The organism is Desulfosporosinus burensis (genome assembly GCF_054657535.1).
Genome location: NZ_BAAHYN010000008.1, coordinates 296,724 through 314,967, shown reverse-complemented (window position 1 = coordinate 314,967; position 18,244 = coordinate 296,724). Strand labels below are relative to the sequence as shown.

The window sequence follows — 18,244 nt, the reverse complement described above, 5'->3', positions numbered from 1 at the left end:
GGAATAGCGGAGTAAAAATTATTTGTTATAAAAAGAGGAAGTTTGGAAGTTACAGTAGAATATTATTCTTAAAGAATGATTTTTGTAATAGTCTATGTAAATTTTTAAAAGTAGATTTCGAGTACGAATGCAGGAAAAAATATCCGCTTTGGATTGTTTAACTGCACAAGATGCCAGCAATAAATGGGGCGTTACCCATCGATATATACAGTTCTTGCATATAGGTAGAGGCATTTTCGCAAGGAGTTGAAAAGTATTATTATGGGAAGTAACAGTAAGATTCCTATAAACCTAATAAAAAGAATTAACAGAAAGACATCGCTCGTAATAAAATTATTTGTGTTAGCAATTTTAGGTTCTACGTATATGTGGTATACATGGACTTCAAGCAGTAATGAAATTTCTAAACAAGCAATGAACAAAGCAAGTACTGTTGCAACTATGATAAACGGAGAAGGGTTCAAAAAGCTGAATGCGACTCAAGAGGATGTAGGAACAATAGCCTATGAAAGTATAAAGAACAGATTAATGGAATGGGTATAAAGTAATGGTGATATCCGTTTTGCCTATTTATATACACTGAAAGATGATAAACTTTATATTATGGTTGATTCTGAACCTGTTGAATCAAAGGACTATTCACCTCCGGGGCAGGAGTATACGGAGGCTGATAAATCATATTCAAAACCCTTTACAGATGGGAAGGTTCTAATTACTGCGCCAGTGACCGACAGGTGGGGAACCTGGATTAGTTTTATTGTTCCAATAAAAGACTTTGAAACAGGAAAAACAATAGCAGCGCTTGGTATTGACTACCCGGCAAGAACGTGGAATGATTATGCACGTTATGAGACAATTCAGGCTGGTATTCTTGTATTAGCATTGAGTTTGCTGATCTTAGCATTATTTGGTATTCTCAATAAAATAGTAGCAGTGGAAACAGCAAAGGAAGCACTGTATGAAAGCGAACGAAGCAAATCAGTACTATTGTCAAATCTACCAGGTATGTCATATAGATGTTTCTATGACGGTAAATGGACTTTTGAATTTGTCTCAGAAGGATGCTATGAGCTGTTGGGATACAAAGCAAAAGAACTTCAGTACAATCGCTCTCTTTATTATAATGACATAATTCTACCAGAAGATCGAGAACACGTAACGAGATCTATTGAGAATGCGGTGCATTCTCGTAAACCGGCTCTCTTAGAGTATAGGATTCGTACAGCAAATCAAAATGAAAAATGGGTTTGGGAACAGGGTATTCCGATTTACAATGATAAAGGTGAGGTGAAGGCGTTGGAGGGGCTTATCATCGACATCACCGATCGAAAGAAGTTAGAAGTAGCTCTTTCAAATGAGAAGAAGCTTTTAGAAACAACATTAATATCAGTTGGAGATGGAGTAATATCCACTGATCATATGGGCAATATCGTGTTTTTGAATAAAGTTGCTGAATTCTTAACGGGTTGGACGCAAGAAGCGGCAAGAAAAAAATCGATTGAAGAAGTCTATATTGTAAATGAGCTTACATGTAAAAAAAGCGAAAATATTATAAAAAAAGTACTTCAAAGCGGACAGACACTTAACAACCATACCTTTTTGATTTCAAAAGATGGTACCCAGCGGCCTATCGAGGATAGTGCCGCACCGATTGTGCAAGAAAACGGGGAAATTGTTGGTGTGGTATTAGTGTTTAGAGACTTTTCTGAGCAAAAGCAAAAGCAAGAAAGAATTGAGTTTTTAAGTTATCATGACCAACTTACAGGGCTATATAATCGTAGATTTTACGAAGAAGAGTTACAGAGACTTGATACAAAAAGAAACCTGCCGTTAACCCTTGTTATAGGTGATGTGAACGGATTAAAACTAATCAATGATTCCTTTGGACATGCCCTTGGTGATGAGGTTCTTAAGAAAGTAGCAGAAGTGATAATGAAGGAAATCCGAACTGACGACATTATTGCCAGACTCGGAGGAGATGAATTTGTAATTCTGCTACCTAAAACTAATGCTTTTGAAGCTGAACAAATCATTAAACGTATTACTGATCTGTCAATTAAAGAAAAAGTAAGCTCCATGGATATTTCTATTTCCTTTGGTTATGAAACTAAGAATAATATCGAAGAAGAAATTAAAGAGGTATTCAAAAAGGCTGAAGATCGTATGTATATGAAAAAACTCTTTGAAAGTCCAAGTATGAGAAGTAAGACAATTAAAGCTATAATTAATACTCTTCATGAAAAAAACAAAAGGGAAGAACAACACTCCCATAGAGTTTCAGTACTATGCAAAAGCATGGGAAAAGCCCTTGGAATGCCTGAACATGAAACAGAGGAACTTAAGTCTGTTGGATTACTACATGATATAGGGAAAATAGCTATAGACGAAAATATACTTAATAAGACAGGTAAACTTACAGATGATGAATGGAAAGAAATTAAACGCCATCCCGAAATAGGCTATAGAATTCTAAGTACGGTTAATGATATGTCTGAGATGGCTAACTACGTATTATATCACCATGAAAGATGGGATGGAAAAGGATATCCAAAAGGCTTAAAAGGGGAAGAGATACCCATTGTGTCAAGAATAATAACCATTGCGGATGCCTATGATGCAATGACGAGTGAGAGAAGTTATCGACGCGCACTGCCTAAGGAAGTAGTAATAGCGGAATTGCAAGAAAATGCCGGTATTCAATTTGATACTGAACTGTTAAGTGTATTTATTGAAAAGGTATTAGGGAAAACAGTGGATAATATATACTATTGAGCCCGAGAAATATAGCTCTTTCAACGTGACAGGGCACGTGGAGACCGTAGTAAGTATGAGAAAATGCACAGTCTGAGATGGGCTTGTAGCAAGGGATTCGGAGATCGGGATTGAATTGTGCGACAGCTTAATAGGACCAGATAGGCTCAAGGGAACATGTTTGAGCGGTTTGGGTTAGACAGTTTTGGGGTAGGGTAGGCGCACGGGATAATGAGTATGTAATTGTTTCCAATGTCTTTGGTAATTTTTTTTGTAGACATTTGCGCTCGGTAAAAGGTAACCAGGAAAGAAGTATAAGGTAATGATGAACTGCCGGATCGTTTCATATTGAACGTTCTGGCCTTTTTTTGTTTTAACTTAGATTATTTTTACTGATCTCGGGAGGGAATGAAAGCAGGGATGTAGAAAGTATTAGGATTGGAGTATTTGGGAATTTCTAGAACCCCTATCGCGCTACGGAGCTTGTGGGGTGAGCGGCATCTTGAAGTTACAAGAAAGAACAAGAAACGATGATAACATTATAAAGGCGGTTGGAAAAATGAAAGAGATGAAAAATACCGGATTGGTAATTATCGACGTCCAAGTCGCGATGTTTTCAGTTCCAGATTTACCATTGTACAATGGAGACAAATTTATATAGCTCACGGTTTTTCCAAGCTGGTTCGTGGTGTTTTCGACATAATTCGATTTAACATCATAGGTTGAGGTAACCGCTTCACGTCCGTAACCAAAGCGAATATTATCAAACTTGGCAATCCCTTTGGCTCCAGTCATGTCTAAGCGTACTTTAGCCGTTCCGTTGACGGATGATCTAAAGGGTACGACATATTTGGCCATCTTAGAGTTTTCAGAGACGACTTTAGATTTAAACGTTTCGATGAGAGTCCCTGAGTCATTGTAGATTAAGACCTGGAGCGTGGCCCCATAACCAGAAGCGGCAGTTATTTGCTCGGTAGTGAGATTTCCGCTTAAGGTGTAGTCCTTGTTTTGTTTAACCGGAATCGCGGTTTGAGATTCTAGGTAGGTGCTTCCGGTTGACGGGAGATTGATGACTCCCTCTTCCGCTAATACATCAGCATAGCCACTGGATTTTGTCCGTTTGGTGATCCCGTTGACAAAGGATGAGTTTTGCAGGAAATTATAGCCTCTGATTTGGGGGCTTTGCTCAAACTGGAGGTTGTCGAAGTAGCCGGTATACCCTTGGTAAGTGATCGCCATAATGCGAGCGTAAGCAGTATTGGCTGGAGGGTCAATGTCCATGGGAGTATAGCGTTGCGACTCTCCGTCTTTGACATTAAAATACGAGGTCGGATCTCCGATTGAGTTTTTACCAGCATCGTACCAGTAGATATTAATGACGGCACTGGAGGTTGAGCCGCTTCCTGTGGCTTTAATATCTCCGCTCAGGATAAATTTGCCGTTTACTTTGTCTGCTTTGACGAAATCAGTCCACTGATAGGTGTTATGGTTCACTCCCGAATTGAGCTTTAAGACGCGGCTTCCGCCAAAAGGGGCGGTTGAGTCTTCCTCAGTTAGGTTAATACTGCCCGCTGGCGCGTAACTTACCCATTCCAGAGGTTGATTATTACTGTCAACTTCATTAAAGCCGCTGTTATAAATCGGTTATCTGCTATCCCAAGCAGGTTTGATTCCATGATCAAGTTTCCGGCATTATATAAACTGGCTTTAGAGTTTCCAGCCTGATCTGTTTGGGTTTGATTGTCTAAACTAACCGGATCCCAAGCATTTTAAACGTAATTAGTATCGGCTTGAATCAGCTTTTTCAGACGGTTGTAATAGTATTCGTAGTCAGTTGTTCTCGCTTTGGGGTCTTTGGCCTGAGTCATGTTCCCTAAGGCATCATACGTATAGGGGTAGGTGTTATTAAGGGGAGTGGTCATTGTTCTAAGACGGTCTGATGCATCCCAGGTCATTCTGGTGGTGGAATTAAGTCCCCCTGGATCGGCAATCACGGCTGTTGGATTTCCGTAGTTGTTGTGCTGGTATTGAGTGACATCCCCTAGCGGAGATGTAATCCAACCATCACCGCCGAAGCCGATCTCTGTATGACCATGAAATTCTGCTACGGCTGCTCCTTCGACCAGTTGGGCCTCATCAAAATAAGCATCCCCGCCAAAATGAGTGTTATCATGGTCAACTTCCAAGTAGACAATCAGGTAGGCAGCATTGGACTGAGTCGTCACACTTAACGATTGTTTTGTCCAAACCTTAGTTCCAGTGAGGGCAATGGCACGAGTGTCAAGCCAAGTGGAATCCATGATTGTACCGTTAACGTCTGTTTGCACGACGTTGAGAAAGGCCCTGCCGTTTAGGTTGCTTGTCTTAAGCTTGGCACTTAAGTTGTAAGTCGTTGAAGGTTTAACAGGAATAGTTTGATTTACATAGAGAAAGCTCTGGTTGGAACCTGGGTAAACCGTTGGACTACTTTGAATATGGACACTACTTTTACCTGTTGTCGTTGTCGATGAGTCTTCGGTGATGCTTCCATAATCTGCGGTTACAGTTTCTTTCCATGAATCAAGATCACTTCCATAGCCTGCTTCAAAGCTGGGATTACCCAGCATATTGATTTCTCCGACACTGCCAATACGGTTGGAATCATCATAATTCAGATAGTAGGGTGTGCCATTTTTATCGGTCAGGGAACGTAATCGTCCCTTGTCCCATCCATACTGAATAGTGGAATCACCATAGGTTGCATCTTTGTAAGTGACTTGGGTAAGATACCCTCCCGTATAGGAATACGTTGCTTTCACCTGTCCAGTGTGGTCTTTTAGGCTCTGCACAGTACCGTTTGCAAGGGTCAATACGACCACATGATGCTCTAGAATAGAAATTGGAACGTTTATATATATATATGGATGGTTGGTTAGTGGTATCGCTGGTGTACCTCGCGACTCTGAAAAAAATGGAAAGGAGGAGGCAGGTGAGAACATTAAAGATTTATCAGGTGGATTCATTCACTGCTGAAAAATTCAAAGGCAATCCTGCTGGTGTAGTTATGAACGTAAGCGTCAAATGACCCCTTATCCCGAATTCCAGATAAGGGGTCATTTGACGCTTACATTTGGACCCACGCTGTCCAATCCAAATTGTTTCTACTGGACATTCCAAAGTAATAATTGGAATTAAAACTAGAAGGGGTCCCGCCAACATTTTAACGAAAATATACGCTAAGACATATTCTGGAAGCGAAAAGCCGGTTTTCCTTACTTTAAGGAGAACCGACTTTTCGTTACTTATATATCCCTCCACGAGAATCTATGGCCTGAATGTACACGATCTTTTCAGTGTGGCTAATTTCAAAAAGTATGCGGTATGTACCAATTCGGAGGCGATATAAGCCCTGGTATCCCTTCATTTGTTTTATGTCGCCTCTCGGGGGAATTGTTAAAAGGCCAGTTAGTCCTTTCGCAATACGTTCTTGAATAGTCACTTCTTGTTTGGCCAAGAATTTAAGCACGTCCTTATGGTAGATCAACTTGTAATCCGAATTCACGTTTGGCCTCCTCCCCCGTAACATAACCAGCATCGCTATTGAGCTGGCGAAGTTCTTCTTCGGATAAAGGTTCATCGTCCGGATCGGCTTGATCAATTTGTTCCCAACCGTCTGGTTTTTGTGTGGAACGGTTTAATAGATACTGCATGAAATCAAAAACAGTTTTTTGATCATCTTCAGGAAGGCGCTCAACTAAGTTATGAATATCTTCTTTCCGTACAACCATGAGGCTCAACCTCCTAAAATCCAATGTCCGCTAATATAGAATAGCGGTTATAACCCATGCCTAAAATAAGTCTTGATGTCCGCTAAGGTTTCGGCTAAGATAAAATTACCATGTCCGCTAAGGTAAGTCAAGAGTTAGGAGGAGCTGCTGCAATGAATGTATCCACTCAAGGAAACTGATAATTGCTAAATTTATTGATACTTTCACCATCCGAGAAGATTTAAAACCAAAGACGTTAAAAGAGTACGCAAGCGACCTAAAACAGTTAACAGGGTTGGCGTATATTTCCGGAGCACATAAAATTTCTTTTCAAGAAGATCAAGTTTATCAGGGGAAAATGTACCCGGAATTTCCCTCAACCATGCAAGATAAGTCTTGCTGCTATCAGGCATATGAGATACAATTTTATCAAGCTTTTCCATTTGCGCAGCAGTTATGCACTTAGAATCTTAAATATTTTGTCTTCGGTTCTCTTTCGAGCTTCCCAAACGGCTCTTTCAATTGTGGCCATGGCGGGAAGTATGATCCTGCGTTTACGCAGCTCATCCAAGGCTACTAATACATACGCGATTTAAAGCTTCAGGTAGATACGAGTGGAATCCATCCGAACATGTTTACGATGATGACGGCAATATAAACCGTCATTACTATGAGATGGCTGTACTAACAGAACTTCGTAACTCTATTCGCTCGGGGGATGTCTCGATTGTCGGCAGCCGTGAACATAAAGACTTTGAGGAATACCTATTTTCCAAAGAAGATTGGAGTCACATAACACAAGCTACAACAAAGTAAGGCTGTGAGTCTATCGGTAGAAGAATACCTGGAAGAACGTACTGAATCCTTGTTAAATCGTCTGAAATGGGTATCATCCAATATCGACGACTTGGAAGGGGTAAATCTTGAGAACGGGAAGCTTCATATTGAACACTTAGAAAAGGACGTTCCGGATGAAGCCCGGAATTTTAGCTTGTCTCTTTACGAGTTACTGCCACATATTAAGCTAACTGATCTACTCATGGAAGTTGCCCATTGGAATGGTTTCCATGAGCAGTTCATACATGCTTCTACTAATCGACCTCCCAGCGAGGACGAAACGATAATTCTAATGGCTACCCTGATGGCAATGGGCACAAATATTGGACTCACCAAAATGGATGAAGCTACGCCGGGTATCTCTTACCGACAGATGGCAAATACTGCCCAATGGCGGCTTTACGAGGATGCCATGAACAAGGCACAAGCTGTCTTGGTTAATTTTCACCATAAACTAGCTTTATCATCATATTGGGGAGCCGGTACCACATCCTCATCGGATGGAATGCGTGTTCAAATTGGTGTTAATGCCCTTCATGCAGATGCTAATCCTCATTATGGTACAGGAAAGGGTGCAACAATTTATCGCTTTGTCAGTGACCAATTCTCCAGTTTTTATACCAAGGTAATCAATACGAGCGCCAGAGATGCGGTACATGTCATTGATGGCCTTCTGCACCATGAAACAGATTTAGCAATAGAAGACACTACACGGATACTGCGGGTTACACGGATCAAGTTTTCGGGTTAACACATATGTTAGGCTTTCGCTTTGCTCCCCGGCTAAGGGATTTAGCTGACTCAAAACTGTATTCCATTGGAAAAGCCAGTGAATATCCTAAACTGGAAAAATTATTGCGGGGACAGATTAACACCAAGGTTATTAGAGAAAATTATGACGATGTTCTAAGGCTTGCTCACTCTGTACGGGAAGGAACAGTGTCGGCATCGATAATTATGGGCAAAATCGGTTCCTATTCCCGGCAGAATAGTATGGCCACAGCACTACGTGAAATGGGACGTATCGAAAAGACAATCTTTATTCTCGATTTAATATCTTTTGTTACGTTCTTATAAGTTATATTAAGACCAGAAATTTCCTTATTTGTGTTATTGTTTATTAATATCTCAAATCCTTTACTACTATTAAAAAAAGTGTAAACAGTAAATGAAAGTGCTACAAGGAAGACAATTGCTACTGTTATTATTACTGTTTTTTTATTTAACAATATCACCGCATTAACCCCCCTCAACTAACCTGTAAAATCTGTTATGATAGTCTTGAATAGGTAGGTGACCACCAATGGACAAGACGATCATGGTCTACTCTGGCAGAAATTTTACATCTGAAGAGATAGAGCTTATCCAATGGACGAGAAAAAAATATCCACAGCTATCAAGGACAGAATTAGCAAGAACCCTATGTGAGTTTTTAGGGTGGACTACACCCGCAGGGAAAGCAAAGAGAGCTCAATGTACTTCGTTTTTAGAAACGTTGGAAGAAGCAGGACTCATTCAGCTTCCCCCTTTAGATAGTTCTAAGCAACGAAGTACTTTGAATTCAAAAATAACCGAATTTCAGATCGATAACACTCCAATCACCTGTGAATTAAAGGCAATTGAGCCGTTACATTTAGAAATTGCGAGAGCGGGTACGGATTTAAAGCATTGGAGACACTATGTTAACGAGTATCATATGCTGGGTGACAAAAAAGTCTTTGGTTCACGCTTAGCCTACTTTATTAAATCAAGAGAGACAATCCTGGGTTGTCTTCAGTTTTCGGCATCCTCATGGGCTCTGAGTTCACGGGACGAGTGGATCGGATGGAAGGTTCAGGATCGAAAGCAACGACTCCATCTGATCGTGAATAACAGCCGATTTCTCATCCTTCCCTGGGTTAACGTTAAAAACCTAGCCAGTAAAGTGTTATCGTTGGCGATCAAACAACTTCAAGAAGACTGGCTGCGCGAATATTGTTATGCGCCCGTCCTATTAGAAACATTCGTCGACACATCTCACTTTGCAGGCACCTGCTATAAAGCCTCGAACTGGACCTATCTGGGCGAAACCCAAGGTCGGGGCAGAATGGATCGGGAAAAAGAGTATGCCCTTTCTCGTAAGGCGATCTATATGTATCCCCTCCAAAAAGATTTTAAAGACTGTCTCAAAGGAATAAAGCCCTATAAAACGGTGAACCCCGATGACTAGACCAGAAAAACGACAGGAGAAGCGGGCCCAGGAGCAAGCACTCAAAATGTTGGCGTTAGAAACCAAAGGATTCAACGTTGTAGGATCCGAAGAGTATCAAGAGAAACGTTCTATAGCCAACCGAAAGTGTGGCCACGAGACACCGGAAGACGAAAAATTGGACCGACAGCTCAGTGCCGAGACCGCGCTTAAGGTGTATCAACGAACACTGCCCATTCTCCTCAATCGATTGAGCAAAATCACTGATCCAAGACAGCCTAAGAAGATAAAACACAGTCTGACGGTCCTCATGATCTATGGAATTCTGATGTTTGTCTACCGACAGACCTCTTTAAGGAACGCGAATAAAGAAATGAGCACGGCCATCTTTTTCACGAATATGAACGCGATGTTTCCAGACTTTGAAACGATGCCGCGCCGATACCCTAAGTCGGCTATTAGAAAGAATCAAGGTGGAGGAAATCGAAGAAAGTATGCTGGAGCTTTTTGAACAACTGGTTAAGAAGAAGAAATTCAGGAATTATTTGATCAATAAGCGCTACATCATAGCCATCGATGGGACCCAGAAATTCATGAGGACCGAACAATGGACCGAAGAACCTCTGGTAAGGCATGTCGGTAAAGATAAACAAGAACAGTATTATGTTTATGTGTTGGAGGCCGTCGTCATTTTCGAGAAGGGGATCACGTTACCGCTCATGAGTGAGTTTCTAAACAACGAGGAGTATCGAGATGTTAGTACTAACAAACAAGATTGTGAACGCAAAGCTTTTTACCGTTTTGCTGAACGAATCAAGAAACGCTTTCCCAAACTCAAGATTTCCGTCACCATGGACGGACTCTAAGCCTGCGGACCGGTCATAAGAACCTGCCGTGCTAAGGGTTGGGACTATATGTTTGTCTTCAAGGAAGGATCCATGAAGGATACTTGGCGAGAAGCCATGGGGCTGATCAGGCTTACGCCTGAGAATATCATAAAGCGTCATTACGGAGGTCGAAACCAGGTTTATCGGTGGATTAACGATGTCGAGTATACCTTTGGTAATAACGGCCGATGTCAAGGCTGTTTGATGTCAAGACGATAAATTCTTCTCCACCCCAGCGGACAAATATGTCTGTTTTGCGAATGGTTTTTCTTACCAAGTCGGCAAATATAATCAACACTTGATCCCCAATATCATGTCCGAAATTGTCATTGACCTTTTTAAAATGGTCAATATCAAACATTATGATGGAAAGGGCGGTTTTTTGCCTATTCGCTCTTGCTTCTTCCAAAGGAAAGGTTTTGTATAATTTATACCGGTTATAAGCTTTCGTTAAGGGATCAGTTTCAGAGAGTACGGTTATTTCTTGTACTTTTCCTTCTAGAGTTTTAGCTAAATCAGCATAATTATTAATTAATTCTTTAAACAACTTATCTTGAAACTGATGGTCTTGTATATTTGCCATTAATTCCAAGATTTTTTTCTGTAATTCTAGTTTTGTTCCACTAATCATGTCCTATTACCATTGATAAAACCATCAATCCCAACATTAGTTATCTTTTCTATAATTTTTGTTATTTGAGGTATATATTGTTTTTCAATAATACTTCCATGTTGTGGAGCGATTCGCTCTGCTGGCAATTGTTTAATTTGTTGCAATGCATATTGTAACGCTTTGTTTGAGGGCATAATCCGTTGATGAAAGAGTATGATTCCGGATATTGGGCAATGTTCAACTGTAGATTCTTGGCAATTTACATTGCCTGTACAATTGTGACATTTCTCGGATAATGATAAAAATAAGTCCCATTGCACATCATAACCTCCAAATAAATCACTAGTAAACAAGGTTTTGCTTGCTGTATCAAAGGTAATAAAACTACCCGCAGAATGAGCATAAGGTGTTCTGAAAAACTGCAATTCTCTACCACTAGCAAATATATATTTTCTTTCTATAGTGTCAATACAAAGACGTGGCGATTTAACGCCATAATGTTTGATAAAGATATTATTTTCTGCATGGGAAATTATTTTAAGATCCCGTGTTCCAATGATCTCTTCTAGGTGTGGTATACTACCACATAAATCAGGATCATAATGTTGATAAATTAATCGTTTAATTTGAGAAGGATTGATACCTGTTTGCAGTATTTTTATCATAACCGTACTAAATTCCGGGCGACTGCCTCCATCAATTAAAACAGCCTCATCTCCTTCAATAATGAGATAGGGGTTACAATGCAAACTATTCTTATCGTCAACAAATCCAACCCAAAAAACTCCCGAAGCGACTTCTATTGGCTTGGAGTAATCCATATCTTCCTGAAACGTCATGATGTAATGATGCTCCTTCTTCCTCTGCAATATAAACACTACCAACTGTAAATTTCAAATTAAATAGCTACCCTCACTGCTTTCTTATTCCCAAAGTTAAATTATTGACTATACTTTACCATATATTAAGCACCAAAAACTATTGCTCAAGCAAATTTGATGAATTGTCAACCAACGCCCTGATATACACGCACTTGACGCCAAAAAGTCTATCGACAAAAAGATGATCAATGGCGTATGATAACTTCGAATGATTCTATGCGAAAGGACGGGTATCATGGCACGCATCCTAATTGTAGATGACAATCTCTATTTTGCTCGCTTAGTGGCAAGTCAACTTACTCGCCTTGGCTATGCAGTTCGGGTCATGGCGGACGATGAAGAATTACTAGACCTATTGCACGCCGAGCACTATGATCTACTCATTATGGAACTTCTTTTACAAGGGCAAGATGGACTAAGCCTCTTGCGGTCGATTCGCTGTTCACCTCATTCTTTCTTGCGAGTAATAATCGTGACCCACCGAACCGGGTATGTTGAACAGCTTCGAGTAGCCGAATACGATGCCGATTTCCTCAGTAAACCCGTTGATTTACACCAGCTTTTAGAGACAGTCCCCCTGAAACTGAAAAGGGATTTAAGTGAAGGTAAAAGCTTATGACGATTAACGCTTTAAAGTTTATCGTATTCGGAGTTTTGATCTCAACTGGCTTGATCTTTCTCTCAATTCTCAGGTTGCGATATATTTCTAAAAATGATAAACGACGACGTAGCCAAGCTTATGCCAAAATGGAATCCTTCCTTTTGTCACTTTTCGCCGAGGAGATTATCCCCCATCAATGGGCAGTGCGCATTCCCTCTCATGAACTTGGTCATCTGCAGGAGTTTTTGCTCCCCTATTTGGAGTCCTTGAAGGGGGAATCGTTTGAGAAGCTTGTTGCTGTTGCTCACTACTCTGGCCTAGTAAAGCGCCTTTTACAGGAGGGGCGTTCCGCCGAGGCTTGGAAACAAGCCCAAGCCGTCTACTTTCTAGGGTTGATTCGTGTACCACAAGTCCTTCCTTTGCTCGAGCGTGGACTCGCTTCGGGCAATATGTTTTGGTTTTATCCCTCAGTTATTGCTTTAGCGCGTAATGATCTAAAGAACCTACCTCGAGTTTTAGAAACACTGAAAAACCGCTCAGACTGGACTGAACATTTAGGTGTTAGTATTTTCGCAGAAATGGGTGAGGAAGTCTGTCCAGCGCTCCTAGCCACTTTAGCCCAAGGAGAGACCTCACCGAAGATCGAACGCTTGGCCTTAGCTGTTCTGGCACACTTTGGGTACCAAGAAGCAGAATCCACCTTAAAAGAATACAGTCATCCTTCGAAGAAACGTGAACTTCGGATTCAAGCACTTAGGGCTTGGAGTCAATTGCAGCTAGGTTTTTTTGAAGGAATCGCCCTAGCAATGAAGGATCCGGACTGGGAGATTCGGGTAGCCGCCGTAAGTGCGTTGGGTTCGAGCGGGGCAGTAGACCATGCAGTTCTAGCACAGAATTTACTTAGGGACAGCAATTGGTGGGTGCGCATGCGAGCAGCTCAGACCATGCTGAAACTTTGTGCGCGTGAAGATCTACATACCATTCTCGACAATCCTCTTGAAGACCGCTATGCTCAAGATATGTTGCGCTACGTTCTTACAAGCGAAGGGGGGGCAACTTGTGTTATTCCAAATTTTCGCATTCTATAATTGGGGCGTCTTGATCTATTTTTTTATATTAAATGGTATCTATTTATTCTTGACCTTTCGGGCCTTCAAGGGAATTCGTGAATATACCCATCATCTTCGAAGTGTCAATCTAAAGCGGATCTTTGAACTAGGCTTTTATAAACCTTTAACTGTGATCGCTCCCGCCTATAACGAATCTGCCACAATTGTCTCTAGTGTAAAATCTTTACTTAATTTACAGTATCCTGAATTCGAAGTCCTTGTAATCAACGATGGCTCAACTGATCAAACATTAGAGATCCTTAAACAAGAATTTCGTCTAGTACCTTCCAATCGTGTTTATCAAGAAAAACTTAAAACCCAACCAGTTCAAGCCGTGTACGGATCCCTGTTATATCCGCAACTCCATGTTCTCGATAAGCAAAACGGCGGGAAGGCTGATGCCTTAAATACAGGGGTGAACTTTTCCCAATATCCTCTGCTTTGTTCCATTGATGCCGACTCATTGATTGAACCAGAGGGGCTATTAAGGGTGACCCGCCCTTTCTTGGAAGATAAAGCAGTGGTCGCCACAGGCGGGACCGTCCGCATAGCCAATGGGTGCAAGGTGACAAATGGACGCATCACAGATGTTGCTCTATCTACAAACTCTTGGGTACGCTTTCAAGTGGTTGAGTATTTACGCGCTTTTATATTTGGGCGGATGGGCTGGAACTCGATCAATGCCATTTTAGTGATCAGTGGAGCCTTTGGAGTTTTTCTCAAATCGGCCGTCTTGACAGTCGGAGGATATCGCAAGGACTGCATCGGGGAAGACATGGAATTAGTGGTTCGCATGCACCGTCATTATCGATTAAACAAGATTCCCTACCGAGTGGTCTTCGTTCCCGATCCGGTTTGCTGGACCGAGGCACCCGAAGAACGTCAAGTGTTATGCAAACAGCGCAAACGTTGGCAAAAGGGGCTTTATGACAGTCTTAAAGCCAATAAACCATTGTTTTTCAATCCTCGCGCCGGGATAGTGGGTCTGCTGGCTTATCCATTCTTTTTCTTCTTTGAATTATTAGGCCCCGTCATTGAAACATTGGGTTATTTTGTTTTCGCCTTTAGTTTGTTTATGGGCTGGGTTAACTGGCCTTTTGCTCTCTTGTTTTTAAGCATGGCCGTACTCCTCGGAGTGTTACTATCCGCCTCTTCCCTGTTACTTGAAGAGCTATCCTTTCGACGCTACCCAAAAACAGGGGATATATTAATACTATTTTCCTATGGAATACTGGAGAATTTCGGATACCGCCAATTAATTGCCTGGTGGCGTTTAATCGCCTTACTGGAATACATTCGAGGAAAAAGATCTTGGGGAACTATGAACCGCAAGGGATTCTCGGCCAACAGCTAACTGAGTTAGCGCATTTTTAAGATAACTGCTCTAATGAAAACCCTGCAGCTTTTTCGTGATTCTTATAATTTTAGAAGAAAGTTCCCCATTAATGAAGGAGAGTGGAACGTGAAAAAATATATATGGATAGAAGAATTAAGAAAAGAGGAATTAGAAATCGTCTCAGAAAGATTTCTAAGAAACTAAAACTTTATTTGGTTTAGGGGGTGCGAATTTGCGATTCCCGTGGTTATATAGAGAGGCACTTTTTAAAGTCTTAAAAACGAAGGAGGTGAAAGAAAGGGAATGTAAACCATCCAATTACCATTACCACTTCTACTCCCACAAACATTTTAGTTGCAATAAAGCCAGTGTCCTTGAATAATAAATCTCTTACTTAAACTTTATTAATGCAGCTGACCGTTTAAGCTGTTCATCTAGAACCTTAGCATAAATCCTCGTGGTTCTTGGGTCGGCATGTCCTAAAGCGTCTTGTACAATTGCAAGATTATCCGTTTCGCGAAGTAGTAATGTAGCAAACGTTGAACGCATTTTGTGAGCGCTATAACCGTCCGTATTATGGCCCAATGTTTTAAGAATCGCCATATATTTTGCTATTAGATTTTGTACTGCTCTAGTACTAATACGTTTTCCTTGCATAGAGAGAAACAACGCTTCTGATTTACCCTGAGCATAACGTGGTCGTTCATTTTGAAGATAATCATTCAATGCCTCAGAAATTTCAGCATTAAAGTATACGACGGTTTCTTTACTTCCTTTGCGAATAAGTTCAAAGTAGCCTTTATTGAGATAAGTTGTTCTGAGATTGAGACTGCATAGTTCAGATAAGCGTAATCCAGTACCGATAAAAGTAAGAAATATAGCGTAATTCCGTTTTTCTGTATAAGCATGATATTTGAGCTGTTCCTTAGACAAACCAATACCATTCTGCAAAACGTCAGTAAGATCAGCAATTTGATTAGGCTCAAGAGCTTTAGGAAGCTTTTGGTTGACATTAATAGGGTCTAACTTGATGGTAACATCTTTAGAAATCATATCCTCACGTAGTAAATATCGATAAAGAGATTTTATTACTGCTTGTTTGCGAGCAAGTGCACGTACCCCGTTATTACGTTCAATGCTAGCCCAGCTCAAATAGGCTTCTATGTCACGATGTCCCATTTTATCCATAAGTAATAAATCTATGTCTACAGGTAAAGAGGGGAAGGTAGGCATGGAATCACAAAGAAATTGAAAGAATACACGCAGTTCATTGGTATAGGCATATTGAGTATTTCTAGATTTATTGATGACAGCAAGGTGATTTATGAATTCTTGTGCAAAATGGGGAAGGGTAGAAGAAGTAAATCCATTATTATCTTTCATTAAACCTAACCTCCCTTGAATTAAATAGAATGAATATAGCAAAGAGCAACTAGGAGCAAGAAGTAAAGTAAAAGATGATATCGCTATTATATATAGTAATATAACAAATGACAACTATGCACTAAAGAGTGTTTTAGCGCATAGTTGAAAACACAGCAAATGTGGCTCTTTGTATAAGATTAACTCTTCGTTTCAACAAGTCGAATCTTCATCGTCTAATCTGTCAAAATTGCTAATAAAATGTCAGGGGAATTTTCTGATGCATGAAATTTGGCCTTAGTGAGTTGTTTAAGCCCTATGGTCATGGTTCTGTTAGTTTAGATGGAATCATACTAGGCTCATATCGTTTAAGCCTTACAGAGGCTCCTAGGGGGTGGCTGTTCGAGTGAATAAATCTATACGATACAACTTAAGAATTTTTGTAGAATTAATCTATCTACATTAATAACCATACCTGATATTACAGAGTAAAAGTAAAATCAAGGTTATTGGTCAATATTCCCCCATGTAATAAAATACTCTACTTTACATAATATCTATTATCGGACCCAAATTGAATTACTAACATCTTAGGTCCCTGGTCCACTTTCTTTCTCTTTTATAAAATAAACCACAGTAAAAGAATCACTTTGGCCAACCAATGTTACGCGATATTTTTTCTAGCCTCGCAAGAATTTGCATTGCCGTGTTTCCGATATTGAGAATAGGATCCTACGAAACGGACTTGAAACTGGCCGACATCCGAGCACATAAGTAACAATCATCAGATTCTCGCCTGTATCGCAAAAGGTCAGTTCAGTGGGTAGTCAATCGATAGCTCATTTAGTCATCTGCTTTAGAGCGAATCCAACTCGAATTTCAAAATTTCCGTAAGACTTGCTTAATGTTCATCGTAAGCCAAAGCCCTCACTCACGACTCTTCTACCATATTAACAGCATCACTTTTGAGAACAAGATAAAATGTGAAAAAAAACACCACTTCTTCTAATCGAAAAGCAGTGTTCTGTCTTTAGTTAAGCAATGGACATTTTTCATCTATCAATTATACTTGAATAGATTTGTTCAAAGGTCCTCGTTTTTTTTCGGAGATTGTGTGGAATTTCTTATAAACTTGATAACATGAACTAATTATGAATTTAACACTTGCAATTGCTAATAGGACCATTAGTACTATTAAAAACCAAGTAAATATTGTTACAGCCATCGTTTTTCCCCCTTCACAATCTAATTTATTTATGTGATTTACTTGCTTTTATTATAACAGACTGAAATTTAAAAAGATAGTGATAGTTCTCACTTTCTCAAAGCCTAATTCTTCAGACTAGTTTTAATTTTTTAATAATTATGTCAATAGAGTGTCTGGCAGATCCACTTAGTCTAAATTATTTTCTGCAATAATGTTAAGATTTCTGCCAGAACCACATGATGTACCGCAGTTGTCACAAATGTAATTATCAGCCTCACTGTTAGCCCAATCAAAACCCAAGAATGAAGCTCCACGGGTGTTCATCAAAGTAGTTTTCGTCCAAAAATATGTTTTTCCTCAGATTGGACATATCAGCTCCTCACCCCAGAGTATCGCCCTTGTCTCTATCTCCCTAAATGATTCAATCCTACTCTAATGTATGTTGTATTCGGGCCCGGATTCCACCGGTAAAGTTTAAACAGCCGATTACCTTATCCCCAACTAAGGCGAGCAGCATAATTCTGTTTTTGGCGATGCGACTTTCTTCGAGGATAACTTCCTCTTCACTTACTGATACCGCAAGCTCTCCAGGTCCAAAGGTTAGAAAATCCGATTGCGCACCGATCTTATGTAAGTAGATAACGAGCTCGGGAGCGTCTCCTTTGCCGGCCTCTTTTATTAGCACCGTTTGTCCGTTTTTCAAATGAATTGTTTTCATATGTTCCT

The 18,244-nt window shown here is 40.4% G+C and carries 18 protein-coding genes and 1 pseudogene; 10 read left to right on the top strand and 9 right to left on the bottom strand.

Translation table 11 applies throughout. The annotated features are described in order from the left end of the window. Window positions 1–339: 339 nt before the first annotated feature. Entirely contained in the window at window positions 340–543 is a 204-nt protein-coding gene (locus ACYQ3Q_RS16340) for a hypothetical protein (RefSeq protein ID WP_459929590.1), read from the top strand. Window positions 544–603: 60 nt separating this feature from the next. Next, complete coding sequence (locus tag ACYQ3Q_RS16335) at window positions 604–2,772, top strand: HD domain-containing phosphohydrolase (protein WP_459929589.1); 2,169 nt, start codon at window positions 604–606, stop codon at window positions 2,770–2,772. 453 nt (window positions 2,773–3,225) lie between these two features. Here ACYQ3Q_RS16335 and ACYQ3Q_RS16330 read toward each other — a convergent pair whose 3' ends face one another. The 5 genes from ACYQ3Q_RS16330 to ACYQ3Q_RS16310 all read right to left on the bottom strand — a co-directional run bounded on the left by ACYQ3Q_RS16330 (window position 3,226) and on the right by ACYQ3Q_RS16310 (window position 6,940). Then, entirely contained in the window at window positions 3,226–4,245 is a 1,020-nt protein-coding gene (locus ACYQ3Q_RS16330) for a hypothetical protein (RefSeq protein WP_459929588.1), read from the bottom strand. A gap of 275 nt (window positions 4,246–4,520) precedes the next feature. Continuing rightward, complete coding sequence (locus ACYQ3Q_RS16325; RefSeq protein WP_459929587.1) at window positions 4,521–5,609, bottom strand: hypothetical protein; 1,089 nt, start codon at window positions 5,607–5,609, stop codon at window positions 4,521–4,523. 419 nt (window positions 5,610–6,028) lie between these two features. Next, on the bottom strand, window positions 6,029–6,292 hold the full coding sequence (locus ACYQ3Q_RS16320; RefSeq protein WP_459929586.1) for a type II toxin-antitoxin system RelE family toxin: 264 nt from the start codon (window positions 6,290–6,292) through the stop codon (window positions 6,029–6,031). Further along, window positions 6,261–6,518, bottom strand: a complete 258-nt coding sequence (locus tag ACYQ3Q_RS16315; protein ID WP_459929585.1) for a hypothetical protein — start codon at window positions 6,516–6,518, stop codon at window positions 6,261–6,263. Before ACYQ3Q_RS16315 ends, ACYQ3Q_RS16320 begins: the two co-directional genes overlap by 32 nt. A 203-nt stretch (window positions 6,519–6,721) precedes the next feature. After that, window positions 6,722–6,940, bottom strand: coding sequence for a hypothetical protein (locus ACYQ3Q_RS16310; protein WP_459929584.1), 219 nt, complete (start codon window positions 6,938–6,940; stop codon window positions 6,722–6,724). A 232-nt stretch (window positions 6,941–7,172) separates the two neighbouring features. On the opposite strand from ACYQ3Q_RS16310, the gene ACYQ3Q_RS16305 reads away from it, so the two are divergent. The 5 genes and pseudogenes from ACYQ3Q_RS16305 (at window position 7,173) to ACYQ3Q_RS16285 (ending at window position 10,388) form a co-directional block, all read left to right on the top strand. After that, window positions 7,173–7,313 (top strand): hypothetical protein, encoded by a 141-nt coding sequence (locus ACYQ3Q_RS16305; protein WP_459929583.1) that lies wholly within the window; start codon window positions 7,173–7,175, stop codon window positions 7,311–7,313. Window positions 7,314–7,536: 223 nt separating this feature from the next. Then, window positions 7,537–8,411, top strand: a pseudogene (locus ACYQ3Q_RS16300) (transposase). 226 nt (window positions 8,412–8,637) lie between these two features. Continuing rightward, window positions 8,638–9,543, top strand: a complete 906-nt coding sequence (locus tag ACYQ3Q_RS16295) for a Druantia anti-phage system protein DruA (RefSeq protein WP_459929582.1) — start codon at window positions 8,638–8,640, stop codon at window positions 9,541–9,543. Beyond that, entirely contained in the window at window positions 9,536–10,033 is a 498-nt protein-coding gene (locus tag ACYQ3Q_RS16290) for a hypothetical protein (protein ID WP_459929581.1), read from the top strand. Before ACYQ3Q_RS16295 ends, ACYQ3Q_RS16290 begins: the two co-directional genes overlap by 8 nt. Then, entirely contained in the window at window positions 10,017–10,388 is a 372-nt protein-coding gene (locus tag ACYQ3Q_RS16285) for a hypothetical protein (RefSeq protein WP_459929580.1), read from the top strand. Before ACYQ3Q_RS16290 ends, ACYQ3Q_RS16285 begins: the two co-directional genes overlap by 17 nt. A gap of 172 nt (window positions 10,389–10,560) precedes the next feature. Here the strand turns inward: ACYQ3Q_RS16285 and ACYQ3Q_RS16280 are convergent, their stop codons facing one another. Then, on the bottom strand, window positions 10,561–11,040 hold the full coding sequence (locus ACYQ3Q_RS16280) for a GGDEF domain-containing protein (protein ID WP_459929579.1): 480 nt from the start codon (window positions 11,038–11,040) through the stop codon (window positions 10,561–10,563). Next, complete coding sequence (locus ACYQ3Q_RS16275; RefSeq protein ID WP_459929578.1) at window positions 11,037–11,861, bottom strand: oxygen-binding di-iron domain-containing protein; 825 nt, start codon at window positions 11,859–11,861, stop codon at window positions 11,037–11,039. The genes ACYQ3Q_RS16280 and ACYQ3Q_RS16275 overlap by 4 nt, the downstream gene beginning before the upstream one ends. 277 nt (window positions 11,862–12,138) lie before the next feature. On the opposite strand from ACYQ3Q_RS16275, the gene ACYQ3Q_RS16270 reads away from it, so the two are divergent. The 3 genes from ACYQ3Q_RS16270 to ACYQ3Q_RS16260 are packed head-to-tail and all read left to right on the top strand — an operon-like array spanning window position 12,139 to window position 14,967. Next, window positions 12,139–12,522, top strand: a complete 384-nt coding sequence (locus tag ACYQ3Q_RS16270) for a response regulator transcription factor (RefSeq protein ID WP_459929577.1) — start codon at window positions 12,139–12,141, stop codon at window positions 12,520–12,522. Next, window positions 12,519–13,592 (top strand): HEAT repeat domain-containing protein, encoded by a 1,074-nt coding sequence (locus tag ACYQ3Q_RS16265; RefSeq protein ID WP_459929576.1) that lies wholly within the window; start codon window positions 12,519–12,521, stop codon window positions 13,590–13,592. Before ACYQ3Q_RS16270 ends, ACYQ3Q_RS16265 begins: the two co-directional genes overlap by 4 nt. Then, the gene (locus ACYQ3Q_RS16260) at window positions 13,564–14,967 is read left to right on the top strand and encodes a glycosyltransferase family 2 protein (protein ID WP_459929575.1); all 1,404 of its coding nucleotides are present in this window, start codon (window positions 13,564–13,566) and stop codon (window positions 14,965–14,967) included. The genes ACYQ3Q_RS16265 and ACYQ3Q_RS16260 overlap by 29 nt, the downstream gene beginning before the upstream one ends. 372 nt (window positions 14,968–15,339) lie before the next feature. On the opposite strand, the gene ACYQ3Q_RS16255 is transcribed toward ACYQ3Q_RS16260, so the two are convergent. Both ACYQ3Q_RS16255 and ACYQ3Q_RS16250 read right to left on the bottom strand, forming a co-directional pair. Then, the gene (locus ACYQ3Q_RS16255; protein ID WP_459929574.1) at window positions 15,340–16,332 is read right to left on the bottom strand and encodes a tyrosine-type recombinase/integrase; all 993 of its coding nucleotides are present in this window, start codon (window positions 16,330–16,332) and stop codon (window positions 15,340–15,342) included. 1,613 nt (window positions 16,333–17,945) lie between these two features. Beyond that, window positions 17,946–18,236, bottom strand: a complete 291-nt coding sequence (locus tag ACYQ3Q_RS16250) for a hypothetical protein (RefSeq protein ID WP_459929573.1) — start codon at window positions 18,234–18,236, stop codon at window positions 17,946–17,948. Between the last annotated feature and the right edge of the window lie 8 nt (window positions 18,237–18,244).